Origin of the sequence: Streptomyces sp. NPDC046716 (assembly GCF_040645755.1) — a bacterium.
Classification (GTDB): Bacteria; Actinomycetota; Actinomycetes; order Streptomycetales; family Streptomycetaceae; genus Streptomyces.
The window spans coordinates 16,150-33,265 of record NZ_JBEYYU010000001.1 but is presented as its reverse complement, the minus strand read 5'-3'; the positions used below and the strand labels follow the sequence as shown (position 1 = coordinate 33,265).

The 17,116-nt window shown below is 70.4% G+C and carries 11 protein-coding genes; 5 read left to right on the top strand and 6 right to left on the bottom strand.

What is annotated here, in order from left to right:
• Window positions 1-15 precede the first annotated feature (15 nt).
• Together ABZ930_RS00115 and ABZ930_RS00110 are read left to right on the top strand one after the other, a co-directional pair.
• Window positions 16-1,635 carry an alpha-amylase family glycosyl hydrolase gene (locus tag ABZ930_RS00115; protein ID WP_361538854.1) on the top strand — a complete coding sequence of 540 codons (1,620 nt, stop codon included), beginning with the start codon at window positions 16-18 and terminating at the stop codon, window positions 1,633-1,635.
• Window positions 1,636-1,713: 78 nt separating this feature from the next.
• Window positions 1,714-2,613 carry a TIGR03619 family F420-dependent LLM class oxidoreductase gene (locus ABZ930_RS00110; RefSeq protein WP_361538851.1) on the top strand — a complete coding sequence of 300 codons (900 nt, stop codon included), beginning with the start codon at window positions 1,714-1,716 and terminating at the stop codon, window positions 2,611-2,613.
• Here ABZ930_RS00110 and ABZ930_RS00105 read toward each other — a convergent pair.
• Window positions 2,603-3,850: a cytochrome P450 gene (locus ABZ930_RS00105; RefSeq protein WP_361538849.1), complete on the bottom strand. Its 1,248-nt coding sequence runs from the start codon at window positions 3,848-3,850 to the stop codon at window positions 2,603-2,605. The two genes, ABZ930_RS00110 and ABZ930_RS00105, sit on opposite strands and share 11 nt — an antisense overlap.
• A 149-nt stretch (window positions 3,851-3,999) precedes the next feature.
• Here ABZ930_RS00105 and ABZ930_RS00100 point away from each other — a divergent pair, with 149 nt between their 5' ends.
• Complete coding sequence (locus ABZ930_RS00100; RefSeq protein ID WP_361538847.1) at window positions 4,000-5,013, top strand: LacI family DNA-binding transcriptional regulator; 1,014 nt, start codon at window positions 4,000-4,002, stop codon at window positions 5,011-5,013.
• A 21-nt stretch (window positions 5,014-5,034) separates the two neighbouring features.
• On the opposite strand, the gene ABZ930_RS00095 is transcribed toward ABZ930_RS00100, so the two are convergent.
• The 5 genes from ABZ930_RS00095 to ABZ930_RS00075 form a co-directional block, all read right to left on the bottom strand.
• Window positions 5,035-6,048 carry a LacI family DNA-binding transcriptional regulator gene (locus ABZ930_RS00095; protein ID WP_361538845.1) on the bottom strand — a complete coding sequence of 338 codons (1,014 nt, stop codon included), beginning with the start codon at window positions 6,046-6,048 and terminating at the stop codon, window positions 5,035-5,037.
• Window positions 6,049-6,145: 97 nt separating this feature from the next.
• Window positions 6,146-7,750: a glycoside hydrolase family 13 protein gene (locus ABZ930_RS00090; protein WP_361538842.1), complete on the bottom strand. Its 1,605-nt coding sequence runs from the start codon at window positions 7,748-7,750 to the stop codon at window positions 6,146-6,148.
• A 121-nt stretch (window positions 7,751-7,871) separates the two neighbouring features.
• Window positions 7,872-8,858, bottom strand: coding sequence for a carbohydrate ABC transporter permease (locus ABZ930_RS00085; RefSeq protein ID WP_361538839.1), 987 nt, complete (start codon window positions 8,856-8,858; stop codon window positions 7,872-7,874).
• Between the two features lie 4 nt (window positions 8,859-8,862).
• Window positions 8,863-9,795: a sugar ABC transporter permease gene (locus ABZ930_RS00080; protein ID WP_361538836.1), complete on the bottom strand. Its 933-nt coding sequence runs from the start codon at window positions 9,793-9,795 to the stop codon at window positions 8,863-8,865.
• 86 nt (window positions 9,796-9,881) lie between these two features.
• The gene (locus ABZ930_RS00075) at window positions 9,882-11,216 is read right to left on the bottom strand and encodes an extracellular solute-binding protein (RefSeq protein WP_361538833.1); all 1,335 of its coding nucleotides are present in this window, start codon (window positions 11,214-11,216) and stop codon (window positions 9,882-9,884) included.
• Between the two features lie 478 nt (window positions 11,217-11,694).
• On the opposite strand from ABZ930_RS00075, the gene ABZ930_RS00070 reads away from it, so the two are divergent.
• On the top strand, window positions 11,695-13,908 hold the full coding sequence (locus tag ABZ930_RS00070; protein ID WP_361538830.1) for a discoidin domain-containing protein: 2,214 nt from the start codon (window positions 11,695-11,697) through the stop codon (window positions 13,906-13,908).
• Window positions 13,909-13,945: 37 nt separating this feature from the next.
• Entirely contained in the window at window positions 13,946-16,927 is a 2,982-nt protein-coding gene (locus ABZ930_RS00065; RefSeq protein WP_361538828.1) for a CARDB domain-containing protein, read from the top strand.
• Window positions 16,928-17,116 lie beyond the last annotated feature (189 nt).

The window sequence follows — 17,116 nt, the reverse complement described above, 5'->3', positions numbered from 1 at the left end:
GGAGTTGGCGAACCCATGCCCGACGCAGCGCCGTTCCGTCCCGCCCCCGACTGGCTCGCCGAGGCCGTGTTCTACCAGATCTACCCGCAGTCGTTCGCCGACTCCGACGGGGACGGGATCGGTGACCTCGGCGGGATCGCCGAGCGGCTGGACCATCTGGCGTGGCTCGGCGTGAACACCGTGTGGATCAACCCGTGCTTCGCCTCGCCGTTCCGGGACGCGGGGTACGACGTCGCCGACTATCTCCGGATCGCGCCGCGCTACGGCACCGCGGACGATCTCGCGAAACTGGTGGAACTCGCGGGCCGGCGCGGCATCCGGATCCTGCTCGACCTGGTCGCGGGGCACACCTCCGACGCGCATCCGTGGTTCCGGGCCGCCGTCGACGATCCCGGCGACCACCGCTACATCTGGACCACCGGGGACGTCCCCGAGGGCTTCGTCCCCTCTCCCGGCAGTCGGCCCGGCGGCTATCTGCCGAACTTCTTCGACTCTCAGCCCGCGCTCAACTTCGGCTACGCGCGCACCCGTCAGGACGAGCCGTGGCGGCAGCCGGTCGACGCGGCGGGACCGCGCGCCAACCGGGCCGCGCTGCGCGAGGTCATGGACCACTGGCTGCGGCTCGGGGTGTCCGGCTTCCGCGTCGACATGGCGGCGTCGCTGGTGAAGGACGATCCGGGCAGGCGGGCGACCTCGGGGATCTGGACGGAGCTGCGGCACTGGCTCGACCGCGCCCACCCGCAGGCGGTGCTGCTCTCGGAGTGGGGCGACCCGGAGGTCTCGGTGCCCGCCGGTTTCCACACCGACTTCTTCCTCCAGTTCGGCGGTCCGGCGAACGGTCTCGCGATGCGCTCCCTGTGGAGCAACGGCACGGGGACCACGGACGAGGCCTGGGACCCGCTGGACTGCTTCTTCGACGCCTCGGGACACGGCTCGCCCGGTCCGTTCGTCCGTGCGTGGCGGCAGGCGGACGCCGCGCTCGGCGACACCGGGTTCATCGCGCTGCCGACCGCCAACCACGACTTCTCCCGCCTCAACTGCGGCCCGCGCACGGCCGAACAGCTTCCGGCCGCGTTCGCCTTCCAGCTCACCTGGCCGACCCTGCCGGCGATCTACTACGGCGACGAGATCGGGATGCGGTACGTGCCCGATCTCCCGGAGAAGGAGGGCAGCGTCCTCGGCCCGCGCTACAACCGGGCCGGGTCCCGCACCCCCATGCAGTGGGACGACGGCCCCGGCGCCGGTTTCTCGACCGCCGCCGAGGACCGCTTCTACCTGCCCCTCGACCCGGCCCCCGCCCGCCCCTCGGTGGCCGCGCAGCGCGCGGACGAGAGCTCGCTGCTGCATCTCGTACGCCGCCTGGTCGCCCTGCGCCGCTCCACTCCGGCGCTCGGGTACGGATCTCCGGTGGAGGTGCTGCACGAGGGCCATCCGTTCGTGTACGTGCGGGGGGACCGGTTCCTCGTGGTCGTCAACCCGAGCCGTGCCGGTACGAGTTGGCCGTCCGGCGCGCAGGCCGACCGGCTCGCCGGGGCGCGGCCCGTCGAGGTGCGCGGGGCGCGGATCGCGGCGGACGGCACGGCGGTCGAGTCGGACGGGTTCGGGTACGGGGTCTTCGCGCTGCCGGGAGACTGACCGGGACCGGACGCGAGGTGGCTTGAATTGATCGTCCGGTCTCGACGGCGGTCGACAAGATCAACTTGACTGACGGTCATGCGATTCGGCGTCAACCTTCTCAACTTCGGCTCCGGCACCACCCCCGAGAGCCTTGTCCGCCAGGCGACGGACGCCCGTGACCTGGGCTTCTCGTTCGCGATGATCTCCGACCACATCGCGGTCACCCCGGATGTCCACGCGGTCTATCCGGCACCGTTCTACGACCAGTTCGTCCTGGCCGCCCATCTCGCGGGCCGCGTTCCGGGGCTCGCCCTCGGCACGACGATCACCGTCATCCCCTACCGGCATCCGCTCCAGACGGCGCGGCTCGCCGCGAACATCGACCGGCTGAACGACGCGGGGTTCATCCTCGGGGCGGGCGTCGGCTGGTCGGCGGCCGAGTACCGCACGCTGGGCGTGCCGTTCGAGCAGCGGGGCGCGATCACCGACGAGTACCTGGCCGCGATCCGGGCGGCCTGGACCCAGGACCCGTGCAGTTTCTCGGGTCGCTACGTGGAGTTCGAGGACGTCCGGACGGGGCCCGCGCCGACGACCGCCCCGCAGCTGCCGGTCTGGGTCGGCGGCGACTCCCCCGCCGCGCTGCGCCGGGCCGCGCGGCTCGGCGAGGCCTGGCATCCGTATCTGCCGACGCTCGCCGGGCTGCGCGCGAAGCTGCCCGTGCTCGCGGCGGAGGCCGAGCGGGCGGGGCGGGCGGTGCCGGCGCTCGCGCCCCGGATCCAGCTCGCCCTGAGCGAGCGGCCCGCCCCCGACACCGCCGACCGGCCGCTCGGCCACGGCAGCGCCGAGCAGATCCGGGCCGACGTGGAGACCCTGGCCGAGCTCGGCGCCGATCACGTGCTGTTCGACACGTATCCGGGCGATCCGGCGCTTCGCGGATCCGCCGACGACGACCGGAAGCTGCTCGAACTCGTGGCCGGGTTCCGGGTCACCAGCTGACGGGCAGCGCCTTCGGCCCTCGGATGAAGCCCTTGCTCTGCCATTCCACCTCGGCCGGATCGACCGCGAGCCGCAGCCCGGGGAAGCGGGTGAGCAGAGCGCCGAGCATCACCTCCGACTCCATGCGGGCCAGCATCGCGCCGATGCAGTGGTGCGGCCCGTGTCCGAAGGAGAGGTGGGCCGTGCCGGTGCGGTCGAGGTCGAGCGTGTCGGGGTCGGCGAAGGCCTCGGGGTCGCGGTTGGCCGCGAGGTAGGAGGCGTAGACGGCCTCGCCCGCGCGGATCAGGACGCCGCCGACCTCGACGTCCTCGGTGGCGATGCGGGGCAGGCCCACGCCGTTGCGGTGCGGGATGTGCCGCAGGAGTTCGTCGACCGCCCGGGGCAGCAGCCCGGGCTCCGCGCGCAGCCGGTCGGCCAGTTCGGGCCGCGTCAGCAGCGTGTAGACCATGTTGGCGCTGTTGTTGCGGACGGCGTGGGCGCCGCTGACGAGGACGGCCGTGGCGAGGGAGACCGCTTCCGCCTCGGTGATCCCGCCGTCGGCGCAGGCCCGCCCCAGCACGGAGGCCAGATCGTCGGCGGGGCTCTCCCTGCGCTCGGTGAGCAGGTCCACGATGTACCGCCGCATCCGTTCCTTCGCGGCCTCGCTGGACTTCGGCCCGGGGCCGGCCGAGAGGATCACATCCGGCCAGTCGGCGAGCCGCGCCCGGTCCTCGACCGGCACGCCCAGCAGATCGCTGACGACGGTCAGCGGGAACGGGCCGTGCAGATGGGCCACCAGGTCGGCGGGCGGTCCGGCCTCCTCCATCGCGTCGAGGAGCGCGGCGACGGTGGCCTCGGCGCGCGGGCGCAGCCCCTTCATGGTGCGGCCGGTGAACGCCTTGGTCATCACCTTGCGCAGGCGTGTGTGGTGCGGCGGGTCCGCGTAGTTGAGGCCGACGGTGGCGGCGACGCGGTGCGCCATCATGCCGTTCACCTCGCGGTCGATGAGCGCGGCGCGGCTGAAGCGCGGGTCGGAGGTCACCAGGCGCACGTCCTGGTAGCGCGTGACGAGCCACGCCTCCTGCTCCTGGCCGAAGGGCATCCGCACCCGGGCCACCGGCTCGTCGCGGAGCAGTTCGGCGAGGAGCGGGTCGAAGGTGAGGGCGGGCAGGTCCGCCAGGGACCACTCACGGGCGGACGAGGTGGCGCCCACCGGTTCCGGGGCCGCCGGGTCATCGCGTACGGTCGTCTCGTTCACGCGGGCATCTGTTCCCCGGGCCGGGGCCGCGGCACGCCACCGCCGCCGTCGCGCCGCCTGATCGGCGCAGGCACCCGCGGGGCCGGGCCGCCGGACGGATGCCCCGATCACGCAAACGGACCGCAAGCGTTGCGCTAATCTTGCGTTCCATGACGCGCAGACTTGCTCAGGTGGCGAAAAAGGTCGGGGTCAGCGAGGCCACGGTCAGCCGGGTGCTCAACAACAAGCCCGGTGTGTCGGAGGCGACGCGGCAGTCGGTGCTCACCGCACTCGACGTGCTCGGCTACGAACGCCCCACCCAACTGCGCGGCGAGCGGGCCCGCCTGGTGGGTCTGGTCCTGCCGGAGCTGCAGAACCCGATCTTCCCCGCGTTCGCGGAGGTGATCGGGGGCGCGCTCGCCCAGCAGGGCCTGACCCCCGTCCTGTGCACCCAGACCAAGGGCGGGGTGTCCGAGGCGGACTATGTCGAGCTGCTGCTCCAGCAGCAGGTGTCCGGAGTGGTGTTCGCGGGCGGTCTGTTCGCGCAGGCCGACGCGGAGCACGGGCACTATCAGCGGCTGGCCGAGCGCAATGTGCCGGTGGTGCTGGTGAACGCCGCCATCGAGCGGCTCGGATTCCCATGTGTGGCCTGTGACGACGCGGTCGCGGTCGAGCAGGCGTGGCGCCACCTCGCCTCACTCGGCCACGAGCGGATCGGGCTGGTGCTCGGCCCCGACGACCACATGCCGTCGCAGCGCAAGCTGGCGGCGGCGCGCGCCGCGGCGCAGGCGGCCGGCGGCGCACTGGCCGACGACGCCGTGGAGCGCGCGATGTTCTCCCTGGAGGGCGGGCACGCCGCCGCGGCCCGGCTGATCGGGCGCGGCATCACCGGCATCATCTGCGCCAGTGACCCGCTGGCCCTCGGAGCGGTGCGCGCCGCGCGCCGGGCCGGGCGCTCCGTGCCCCGGGACATCTCGGTGGTCGGCTACGACGACTCGGCGTTCATGAACTGCACCGAGCCGCCGCTGACGACCGTGCGGCAGCCCATCGAGGCGATGGGCCGGGCCGCCGTCGAGCTGCTCGTCGCGCAGATCCAGGGCGGCGCGGTGCCGCCCGGTGAACTGCTCTTCGAGCCCGAGCTGGTGGTGCGGGGTTCGACGGCGCCGCCGCGGGCCGCCGACTGACCGGACCGGCCGGCCGACGGCCTACGCGGGGGCGGTCAGCTGTCCGGTGGAGCCGCGCACGACGAGTTCCGGTTCGAAGAGCAGCTCGCCGAGGTGCGTGCGCGAGCCCTGGAGCTGAGCCATGAGCAGTTCGACGGCCGCGCGCCCCATCGCCTCTATCGGCTGGCGCACGGTCGACAGGGGCGGTTCGGTGCAGGTCATGAACGCGGAGTCGTCGTAGCCGACGACCGACAGGTCCTCGGGGACGGACAGCCCCCGCCGGCGGGCGGCCCTGATGGCGCCGAGGGCCAGGGGGTCGCTGGCGCACACGATGCCGGTGACCCCGCGGTCGAGGAGGCGTGACGCGGCGGCCTGTCCTCCTTCGAGCGAGAACAGCGACCGCTCCACGAACGCGTCGTCCAGGGTCATGCCCGTCGCCCGTGCGACGCCGCGGGCGGCCCGCAGCTTCCGGCGGGACGGCATGTGGTCCAGGGGGCCGAGCAGCAGGCCGATGCGCTCGTGGCCGAGCGAGGCGAGGTGGCGCCACGCCTGCTCGACCGCGACCGCGTCGTCGCAGGACACACAGGGGAAGTCGAGGCCGTTGATCGACGCGTTGATGAAGACGACCGGGATCTTGCGCTCGGCCAGCCGCCGGTAGTGCCCGTGGTCGGCGTCGGCCTGCGCGAAGTGCCCGCCCGCGAACACCACGCCCGAGACCTGCTGCTGGAGCAGCAGCTCCATGTAGTCGGCCTCCGAGACGCCGTTCTTCGTCTGGGTGCACAGGACGGGGGTCAGGCCCTGCTGGGCGAGCGCGCCCCCGATCACCTCCGCGAACGCGGGGAAGATCGGGTTCTGCAGCTCCGGCAGGACCAGACCCACCAGGCGGGCCCGCTCGCCGCGCAGTTGGGTGGGGCGTTCGTAGCCGAGCACGTCGAGCGCGGTGAGCACCGACTGCCGCGTCGCCTCCGAGACGCCCGGCCTTTCATTGAGGACACGGCTCACCGTTGCCTCACTGACTCCCGCTTTCCTGGCAACTTGAGCAAGTCGTCGTGTCATATCTGCAAGATTAGCTCATCGACTTGCAAAAGACTTACACCCGTTGACATGGGATGTACCTCCATCTGCCCGCATCCGCGCCGCGTCCGCACGGGTGTCAGATCCGCAGCCATACCGCGGTGTCGCCCGGCAGTCGCCCCTGGCCGTCGAGCGGGCCGCTGCTGAGGATCAGCCGGTCGTACGACGGCAGTTCGGCGGGCCGGTCACGCAGATTGACCACGCAGACCAGGCCGCCCGGCCGGGAGAAGGCGAGCACCCCGTCCTCCACGGGCAGCCAGGACATCGGCCCGTCGCCGAACCCGGGGCCCGCACGCCGGATCCGCAGCGCGGTGCGGTACAGCGTCAGCATCGAGTCGGGGGCTCCGGCCTGCCGGTCGACCGCGTAGTCCGCCCAGTACGCGAGCTGCGGCAGCCAGGGCTCGGCCCCGGAACCGAAACCGCAGTGCGGGGCGTCGGCGATCCAGGGCAGCGGCACCCGGCAGCCGTCCCGGCCGGGGTCGGTGCCGCCGGAGCGGAAGTGCATGGGGTCCTCGATGCGGTCCAGCGGGATGTCCGCCTCGGGCAGGCCCAGCTCCTCGCCCTGGTAGAGGTAGACCGAACCCGGCAGGGCCAGCGTGAGCAGGGCCGCGGCGCGGGCGCGCCGGGTGCCGAGGGCGAGGTCGACGGGGGTGCCGAACGCCTTGGTCGCGAAGTCGAACCCGGTGTCCTCGCGCCCGTAGCGGGTGGCGGTGCGGGTCACGTCGTGGTTGCACAGGACCCAGGTGGCCGGCGCGTGGACGGGGGCGTGCTCGGCGAGGGTGTCGTCGATCGTGCGGCGCAGCCGGTCCGCGTCCCACGGGCAGCTGAGGAAGTTGAAGTTGAAGGCGGTGTGCAGTTCGTCGGGGCGGAGGTAGCGGGCGAAGCGCTCGGCGTCGGGCAGCCAGACCTCACCGACGAAGACCCCGCCGTACTCGTCGGCGATGGCCCGCCAGGACCGGTAGATGTCGTGCAGTTCGTCCTGGTCGACGTACGGGTGCGGGCCGACGCCCGCCTCGTAGTCGGGCAGGTCGGGGTGTTTGGCGAGCAGTGCGGCGGAGTCGATGCGGACGCCCGCGACACCGCGCTCGAACCAGAAGCGCAGCACGTCCTCGTGTTCCCGGCGCACGTCCGGGTGGGACCAGTTGAGGTCGGGCTGCTCGGGGGTGAACAGGTGCAGGTACCACTCGCCGTCGGGGACCCGGGTCCAGGTGCCGCCGGCGAACTCGGACGGCCAGTTGTTCGGCGGGAGTTCGCCCTGCTCACCGCGGCCGGGCCGGAAGTGGAAGCGCTCCCGCTCGGGGCTGCCGGGGCCCGCGGCCAGCGCCGCCCGGAACCAGGCGTGCTGGTCCGAGACGTGGTTCGGGACGATGTCCACGATGACCCGGATCCCGAGGTCGGCGGCCTCCGAGATCAGCTTCTCCGCCTCTTCGAGGGTGCCGAAGGCGGGGTCGATGGTGCGGTAGTCGGCCACGTCGTAGCCGCCGTCCACCAGCGGGGACTGGTACCAGGGCGTGAACCACACGGCGTCCACGCCGAGTTCGGCGAGATACGAGAGGTGGGCGCGGACGCCCGCCAGGTCCCCGGCTCCGTCGCCGTCTCCGTCCGCGAAGCTCCGGGGATACACCTGGTAGATGACGGCGTCGCGCCACCAGTCGTCGGTGCGGGACGAGGGAACAGCTGCCACGGGAGGTCCTTTCGGGCAGGTGGGACTCCGCCGCCGGCCGGTGCGGGGGCATGGATGGTTGAGGCCGGCGGCGGAGTGCTGAGGGGTGGTACTGGCTTCGGGCCCGGCGCGGTGCGCGCGGTCAGCCCTTGAGGCTTCCGGCGGTCAGGCCCGCCATGATGCTGCGCTGGAAGAAGAAGAACACGATGATCATCGGGATGCTGGCGATGACGAGACCGGCCATGATCTGGTTCTGCGTCACCGCGCCCGCGGTCTGCGACAGACCCACGCTGATGGTCATCTTCTCGCTGTCGGGCAGGACCAGCAGGGGCCAGACGAAGTCCTTGAAGATCGCGACGACGGTGAAGATGGAGACCACGCCGAGGATGGGCCGGGAGATCGGCAGGATGATCGAGACCAGGATCCGCCACGGGGGCACGCCGTCGATCTCGGCCGCCTCCAGGAGTTCGTTCGGGATCGAGTCGAAGAACCGCTTCAGCAGGAAGATGTTGAACCCGTTGGCTGCCACCGGGAACCAGATCGCCCAGGGCGAGTTGAGCAGGTGCCAGCCGAAGATCGGCACATCGGTCACGGTGATGTACGCCGGGATCATCACGACGATCGGCGGAATCATCAGGGTGGCGAACATGCCGGCCAGGATCACGTTGCCGAACATGGGCCGGAGCTTGGACAGGGCGTAGGCGGCACAGACGTCGACCGCCAGCGCGAAGAGCCACGCGCCGACGGCGTAGTACAGGGTGTTCTTCAGCAGGGTCCCGATGTCGAACAGCTTCCAGGCGTCGACGAAGACGCCGAAGTCGGGATGTTTCGGGAAGAGGGTGGGCGGCATCTGGGCGATCTCCTCGCCCGACTTCATCGCCCCCGTCACCATCCAGTACAGGGGGAAGACGAACACCAGGGTGAACCCGAGCAGGACGAACACGAGGAGCGTCCAGTAGATCTTGCGGCCCCAGCGGGACTTGAGCTCCAGCGGCGAGACGATGGTCCTGGTGTGGCCCTCGGCCCAGGCCCCGCGACGCTTGGTCCGGGTCCGTCCGGTACCGCGGTCGGCGGTCTTCTCGCCCCGGGTCTGCTCCGCCGCGTCCGGGCGGGCGGTGGTGTTGACCATGGACCTACTTCTCCTCTCGGGTCAGCCGGAGCTGAACCGCGGCGACCGCCAGCAGCACGACCATGAGCATCAGGCCGAGCGCGCTGCCCGCCCCGTAGTTGCCGCCGTAGACGAACGCGTACTGGTACATGAGGTAGACGACGGTGACCGTCGCGTTCTCCGGGCCGCCGCCCGTGAGCATGTACGGCTCGATGAACACCTGCATCGTGGCGACGATCTGCAGCATCAACATCAGCAGCAGGATCAGCCGGGTCTGCGGGATGGTGACGTGCCAGATCCGCTTGAAGATGCCGGCGCCGTCGAGTTCGGCCGCCTCGTAGAGGTCGCCGGGGATGTTCTGCAGGGCCGCCAGATAGATCAGGACGCCGGAGCCCAGGTTCATCCAGGTGGCGACGATCACCAGGGAGATCAGTGCCGTGCTGGTGGAGTCCAGCCAGGCCAGGGTCGGCAGGCCGACGAAGTCGAGGGCCTGGTTGAACAGACCGGGTCCGGGATCGTAGAACCAGCGGAACAGCAGCACCGCGACGATCGGCGGCAGCATCACCGGGAGGTAGACGACGAACCGCAGGTAGGCGCGGGCGTGCCGCAGTTCGTTGAGCACGATGGCGACGGCGAACGGGATGACGTAGCCGCACACCAGGGCCAGGAGGGTGAAGACCAGGGTGTTGCGCCAGGCCTGGCCGAACGCCGGATCGTCCACCACCGTGCGGAAGTTGTCCAGGCCCACCCAGGTGGGCGGGTCGACCAGGTTGGTCGACTGGAAGCTGAGCAGGACCTCCTTGACGATCGGCCACCACGCGAACATGGCGAAACAGAAGAGAGCTGCGCACAGAAATCCGTAGGCGCTCAGGTTTCTGCGCGCGGCCCGGCCGCGCTTGGAGGGTGGCCTGCGCCGTGGCGCGGTCTGCCGCTGGGGCTCCACCGTGAGTGTTTCCATCGTGATCTCCCGTTCCCGGCTCCGACCCGGTGCGGTGCCGACTCGGGGTGCCGCCACGGTGGGCGGCACCCCGGGACCTTGTGCCGTCAGCTCTTGGCGAGGATCGAGTTCGCCTTGGACTCGGCGTCCTTGAGCAGCTGGTCGACGTCCGCGTTCTCCCGCGTGAGGACCGCCGACATGGCGACGTCGAGGACGGCGTACAGCTCCTGCGCCTTCTCCGGCTCCAGCTTCGGCTCGACCGAGGTCGAGGTCGCGACGTACGGCTCGTAGAACTCGACCGGCAGGCTGGCGTTGGCCTTGCGCTCCTCGGCCAGCTTCTTGCCGGTGGCCGAGTCACCCATGTAGTCGTTGTTCGGAACGCCCACAGCCTCGCCGTTGGCCTTGCCGCGGGCGAAGTCGAAGCGGCCCTTGCCCGGCGTGTTGAACTGGAAGTCGATCCACTCCAGGCCGGCCTTGGTCTGCGCCGCGCTCGCCTTGGGGTTGATCATGTACGCCTCGCCACCGGTCAGCGACGCCTTGCCGTCGGGTATCCCGGTGATGCCGTAGTCGTTCACCTTGCCCTGGAACTTCTGGACCACGTCGGTGACGACGTCCGGGGCGCCGAGCATCATGCCCGTCTTGCCGGCCGCCATCTGCTGCATCAGCGACTCCCAGCCGATGTTGACCTTGCTGCCGGTGCTGTTGTCCTTCCAGCGCATGTCGTGCAGCGTCTGCAGGACGGCCTTGCCCTCGGGGCTGTTGAAGGCCGCCTTGTGGCCGGTGACCATCTCGCCGCCGCGGCTGTAGATGGCCTGGGCGAAGTGCCAGCCGCCGGTGTTGCCGCCGCCGTACTCGCCGTAGCCGATGTAGTCCTTGCCGAGTCCGGCGATCTTCTTCGCGGCGGTGCGGACCTCGTCCCAGGTCTTGGGCGGGGAGTCCGGGTCCAGGCCGGCCTTCTTGAACACGGCTCTGTTGTAGACGAGTCCGACGCTGTAGCTGACGTTGGGGACTCCGTAGACCTTGCCGTCCTTGGTGACCATGTCGCGCACGTTCTGCTTGATGTCACCGAAGTTCTTCACGTACTTGGTGTCGCTCGTGATGTCCTTCGCCTGCCGCTTGGAGATCACGTCCGCGTAGTTGGTGACGGGGACCATGAACACGGTCTCCATCTGCCCGCCGGCCAGCTTCGCCGCGAACGTCTTCGGGTCGAAGCACGGCTGCTGGTCGGTGCTCTTGACCTTCACGTCCGGGTGCGCCTTCTCGAAGGCGGCGACGTCGTCGTCCCAGGCCTTGCGCTGCTTAGGCGCGGTCTTCGCCGGCTGACAGGCCACGGTGATGCTGACCTTCCCTCCGGCGCCGTCGTCCGACGAGTCACCGCCGCAGGCTGTGGCAGTGAGTGCCAGACCTGTGGTCAGAAGGATCGCGAGGTTACGGGGCTTCATTACGGCTCCTCCAGGGGTCAAGCCCAAGCACTGCCCTTGATTCGAGACGTGACGATAGGACGACGCACAGATGACCGCAAGATTCGGATCCAAAATTGCAAGATTACGACTGCGTCACGACGGCTCGCCGGTGATGCGCCGTCAGCGCCGGACCGCTCCAGGCCGAGGGCGCGTGCGGCACACCGGCCGCGAGCGGAGCCCGATCCTCCGCCGCGCGACGGCCGCGGGGGTTCGGGCCACCGGAGGCACCGGCGGCCTCAACACCCCCTGACTGGCCAGTGATTGCGCAAGGCTGTCAATTATTTGCAGTCTTTGCCCGACATCTTGTGCAGCCTTGAACGTGATGCTTGAGTGAGCGCTGCCTGCGGCCGGGGCACCCCGCGGTCCCCGGAAGGCATCTCTGTGCCATCGGCCCCACCCTCACCCCCACCTCCCCACCCCCACCAGGAAGGCCCCACCGCAGATGAATCCGCATGTCATGGACGCGCCATCACTGACCGCGCGTCGCCTCTCCGTCCTCGCCCTCGCGGTCGCCCTGGTGAGCGCCGTGGTCGGTGCCGCCGACCCGGCGCCGGCCCACGCGGCCCCGCAGCAGCGCACCGCCGCCGCGAGCGCCACGGGCGCCACTCTCCCCTTCACCTCCTACGAGGCGGAGTCCGCCGTCACCGGCGGCACCAAGGTCGGCCCCGACCACACCCAGGGCACCCTCGCCTCGGAGGCCTCGGGCCGCCAGGCCGTGCGGCTGAGCGCGGGCCAGAGCGTCGAGTTCACCCTGGCCGGCGCGGCCAACGCCGTGAACGTCGCCTACAACGTGCCCGACGGACAGTCCGGCTCACTCGCCGTGTACGTCAACGGCACCAAGCTCTCCTCATCGCTGGCCGTCACCTCCCAGTACAGCTATGTCGACACCTCCTGGATCGCGGGCGCCAAGACGCACCACTTCTTCGACAACGCCCGCCTCCTGCTCGGCCGGGACCTGAAGGCCGGCGACAAGGTGAAGCTGGAGGCCGCCTCGACCCAGGTCACCGTCGACGTCGCCGACTTCGAGCAGGTCGCGGCGGCCGCGGCCAAGCCCTCGGGTGCGGTCTCCGTGGTCGACAAGGGCGCCGACCCGACCGGCCGGCAGGACTCCACCCAGGCGTTCCGCGACGCGATCGCCGCGGCCAAGGGCAGCGGCGGCACGGTCTGGATCCCGGCCGGCGACTTCAAGGTCGGCTCCGCGCTCAGCGGAGTGGAGAACGTGACGCTCCTCGGCGCGGGCAGCTGGTACTCGGTCGTCCGCTCCTCGCACTTCATCGACCAGACGAGCTCCGCGGGCAAGGTCAACCTCAAGAACTTCGCGGTGATCGGTGAGGTCACCGAGCGCGTCGACAACAACCCGGACAACTTCGTCAACGGCTCCCTCGGCCCGAACTCCACCGTCTCCGGGATGTGGATCCAGCACCTGAAGTGCGGCTTCTGGCTGACCGGGAACAACGACAACCTCATCGTCGAGAACAGCCGCATCCTCGACACCACGGCCGACGGCCTCAACCTCAACGGCAACGCGCACGGCGTCCAGGTCCGGAACAACTTCCTGCGCAACCAGGGCGACGACTCCCTCGCCATGTGGTCGCTGAACGGCGCGGACACCGGCTCCACCTTCTCCGGCAACACCATCTCGCAGCCCAACCTGGCCAACGGCATCGCGATCTACGGCGGCACCGACATCACCGTCAAGGACAACCTGGTCCAGGACACCAACGCCCTGGGCAGCGGCATCGCCATCTCCAACCAGAAGTTCCTCGACCCGTTCTCCCCGCTCGCGGGCACCATCACGGTCTCCGGCAACACCCTCGTCCGCACCGGGGCGATCAACCCCAACTGGGGCCACCCCATGGGCGCGCTGCGCGTCGACGCCTACGACAGCGCCATCGAGGCGACCGTGAACATCACGAACACCACGATCAAGGACAGCCCCTACAGCGCCTACGAGTTCGTCTCCGGCAGCGGCACCGGCAAGGCCGTCAAGAACGTGACCGTCGACGGATCGACCGTGGACAAGGTCGGCACGGTCGTGGTGCAGGCCGAGACGCCCGGCGCCGTGAAGATCAGCAACCTGAAGGCCACCGGAGTCGGCGTGGCCGGCGTCTACAACTGCCCCTACCCGTCCGGATCGGGCACCTTCGCGCTCACCGACGGCGGCGGCAACTCCGGCTGGTCCAGCACCTGGTCCACCTGCTCGGCCTGGCCGCAGCCCGGCGCCGGCAATCCCGACCCCGACCCGGCCCGCAACCTCGCCCAGGGCCGCTCGGCGACCGCGACCGGCTCGGTCGATGTGTACACGCCCGGCAAGGCGGTCGACGGCGACGCGAACTCGTACTGGGAGTCGGCCAACAACGCCTTCCCGCAGGCGCTCACCGTCGACCTCGGCTCGGCGCAGGCCGTGCGGCGGGTCGTCCTCAAGCTGCCGCCGTCGGCGGCCTGGGGCGCGCGCACCCAGACCCTCTCGGTGGAGGGCAGCACCGACGGATCGTCGTTCGCCACCCTGGCCGCGTCGAAGGACTACCGCTTCGATCCGGCCACCGGAAACACCGTGACCGTCACCCTGCCCGACTCGTCGCCCGCGACCCGCCAACTGCGGGTGCGGGTGACCGCCAACACGGGTTGGCCCGCCGCGCAGCTCAGCGAGGTCGAGGCGTACCTGAAGTGATCCGCCCCCGCATCCCCCACCCTGAGAGGACCACGTCGTGAGACGGAGACAAGGGAGTCGACGGCTGACCGCCGTCTGGCTCGGCGCCGCACTGACCACGCTCGGGCTGCTGCCCGTCACCGCCCAGGCCGCACCGGCGGCGGCCGGTGCGAACCTGGCCCTGAACAAGCCGGTCGAGGCGTCGTCGACCATCCAGAACTACGTCGCGAAGAACGCCGTCGACGGGAACACCGGCACCTACTGGGAGGCGAGCGGCAGCCCGTCGACGCTCACGGTGAAGCTGGGCGCCGACGCCGACCTCGACTCGCTCGTCCTGAAACTGAACCCGGATCCGGCCTGGGCCACCCGCACGCAGAGCATCGAGGTGCTCGGCCGGACGGCGGCGGGGAGCGCGTTCGGCTCGGTCAAGGCGAAGGCCGACTACACGTTCAACCCGTCCGGCAACCAGAACACCGTCACGATCCCGGTGTCCGGCCGCTACGCCGACGTCCAGCTGAAGATCTCCTCGAACACCGCGGGCTACGGCGGCCAGGTGGCGGAACTGGAGGTGCACGGCACCCCGGCGCCGAACCCCGATCTGACGGTGTCGGGCCTGTCCTGGGATCCCGCGCAGCCCAGCGAGGCAGACACGATCAAGGTCAACACCACGGTCCGCAACACCGGTTCGGCGGCCTCCCCCGCGACCACCGTGGACGTGAGCGTCGGCGGGGCCGTCGCGGGCAGCGTGGCCGTCCCCGCGCTCGCCGCCGGGGCCTCGGCCACGGTGCCGGTCACCATCGGCAAGCGCGTCGAGGGCAGCTACACCGTGTCGGCGCTCGTCGACCCGACCAACGCGATCAGCGAGCAGGACGAGACCAACAACAGCCGCACCGCGGACAGCAAGCTGACGGTCGGTCAGAGTCCGGGTCCCGACCTGGAGGTCACCGGCATCACGTCGAATCCGGCCAGTCCGCCGGTGGGCGCGAACGTCACGTTCTCGGTGAAGGTGCACAACCGCGGCACCAGCGCGGTGCCGGCCGGTTCCGTGACCCGGCTGACGGTGGGCACCACCACGCTGAACGGCACGACGCCCGCCCTCGCCGCGGGCGCGAGCGCCGACGTCACCCTCTCCGGCAGCTGGACCGCGGTCAGCGGCGGCGCCACCCTCACCGCCACCGCGGACGCCACCGGCACGGTCGCGGAGACGAACGAGAACAACAACGTCCTCGCGCGCTCGATCGTGGTCGGCCGGGGCGCGGCCGTGCCCTACACCGAGTACGAGGCGGAGGACGGCACGTACACGGGCACGCTCCTGACGGCGGACACGAAGCGCACCTTCGGTCACACGAACTACGCGTCCGAGTCCTCCGGCCGCAAGTCGGTGCGACTCAACTCCACCGGTCAGTACGTGGAGTTCACCTCGACGAACGCGACGAACTCGATCGTCGTGCGCAACTCGCTGCCGGACGCGGCGGGCGGCGGCGGTCAGGAGAAGACGCTCAGCCTGTACGCCGACGGGAAGTTCGTGCAGAAGCTGAACCTGTCCTCCAAGCACAGCTGGCTCTACGGACACACGGACGACCCCGAGGGTCTGACCAACACCCCCGGCGGTGACGCGCGCCGCCTCTTCGACGAGACGCACGCCCTGCTCGCGCAGACCTACCCCCAGGGCACGAAGTTCCGGCTGCAGCGCGACTCCGGTGACGACGCCGCGTACTACATCGTCGATCTCGTCGACCTGGAGCAGGTGGCGCCGGCGGCGAGCAAGCCCGCCGAGTGCACCTCGATCACCGCGTACGGCGCGGTGCCGAACGACGGCAACGACGACACGGCGGCGATCCAGAAGGCGGTGACCGCCGACCAGAACGGCGACATCGACTGCGTGTGGATCCCGGCCGGACAGTGGCGCCAGGAGCAGAAGATCCTCACGGACGACCCGCTGAACCGCGGCCAGTACAACCAGGTCGGCATCCGCGACGTCACCATCAAGGGCGCCGGCATGTGGCACTCGCAGCTCTACACCCTGACCGCGCCGCAGAACGCGGGCGGCATCAACCATCCGCACGAGGGCAACTTCGGCTTCGACATCGACGACAACACCAAGATCTCCGACATCGCGATCTTCGGCTCGGGCACGATCCGGGGCGGCGACGGCAACGCGGAGGGCGGCGTCGGTCTCAACGGCCGGTTCGGCAAGAACACCAAGATCTCCAACGTCTGGATCGAGCACGCCAACGTCGGCGTGTGGGTGGGCCGCGACTACAGCAACATCCCGGAGCTGTGGGGTCCGGCCGACGGCCTGGAGTTCAGCGGCATGCGGATCCGGGACACGTACGCCGACGGCATCAACTTCTCCAACGGCACCCGCAACTCGAGCGTCTACAACTCCTCGTTCCGCACCACCGGTGACGACGCGCTGGCCGTGTGGGCCAACAAGTACGTCAAGGACACCTCGGTCGACGTCGGGCACGACAACGTCTTCCGGAACAACACGGTGCAGCTGCCGTGGCGGGCCAACGGCATCGCCGTGTACGGCGGCTACGGCAACAAGATCGAGAACAACCTGGTGTACGACACGGCGAACTACCCCGGCATCATGCTCGCGACCGACCACGACCCGCTGCCCTTCTCCGGGCAGACGCTGATCGCGAACAACGGCCTGTACCGCACGGGCGGGGCGTTCTGGAACGAGGACCAGGAGTTCGGCGCGATCACCCTGTTCGCGCAGGGTCAGAACATCCCGGGCGTCACCATCCGGGACACCGACATCCAGGACTCGACGTACGACGGCATCCAGTTCAAGACAGGTGGCGGCGCCATGCCGGGCGTGAAGATCAGCAATGTGTCGATCTCCAAGTCCGTCAACGGGTCGGGCATCCTCGCCATGAGCGGGGCCCGGGGCGACGCCACGCTCTCCGGCGTGACGATCAAGGACTCGCGCGACGGTGACGTGCTCATCGAGCCGGGCTCCCAGTTCGTCGTCAACGGCAGCGCCACGGCGGCGTCCTCGTCCGCGCCGGGCACCCGGCTGGGGAGGTAGCGGGGACGGCGACCCCTGGTGACGCGTGCCGCCCGGACCCCTTCGGCAGGGGTCCGGGCGGCGCCTGTCCGGCGTAGGAGGGCTACGCGTTTCGCACCTCCCGCCGTCCGGCCCTGACCACCCGAACTACGCCATAACCGGTCATTCGTTCGACCAAACCGCCCGGGAGAACGATTCAAGGGGACAAGG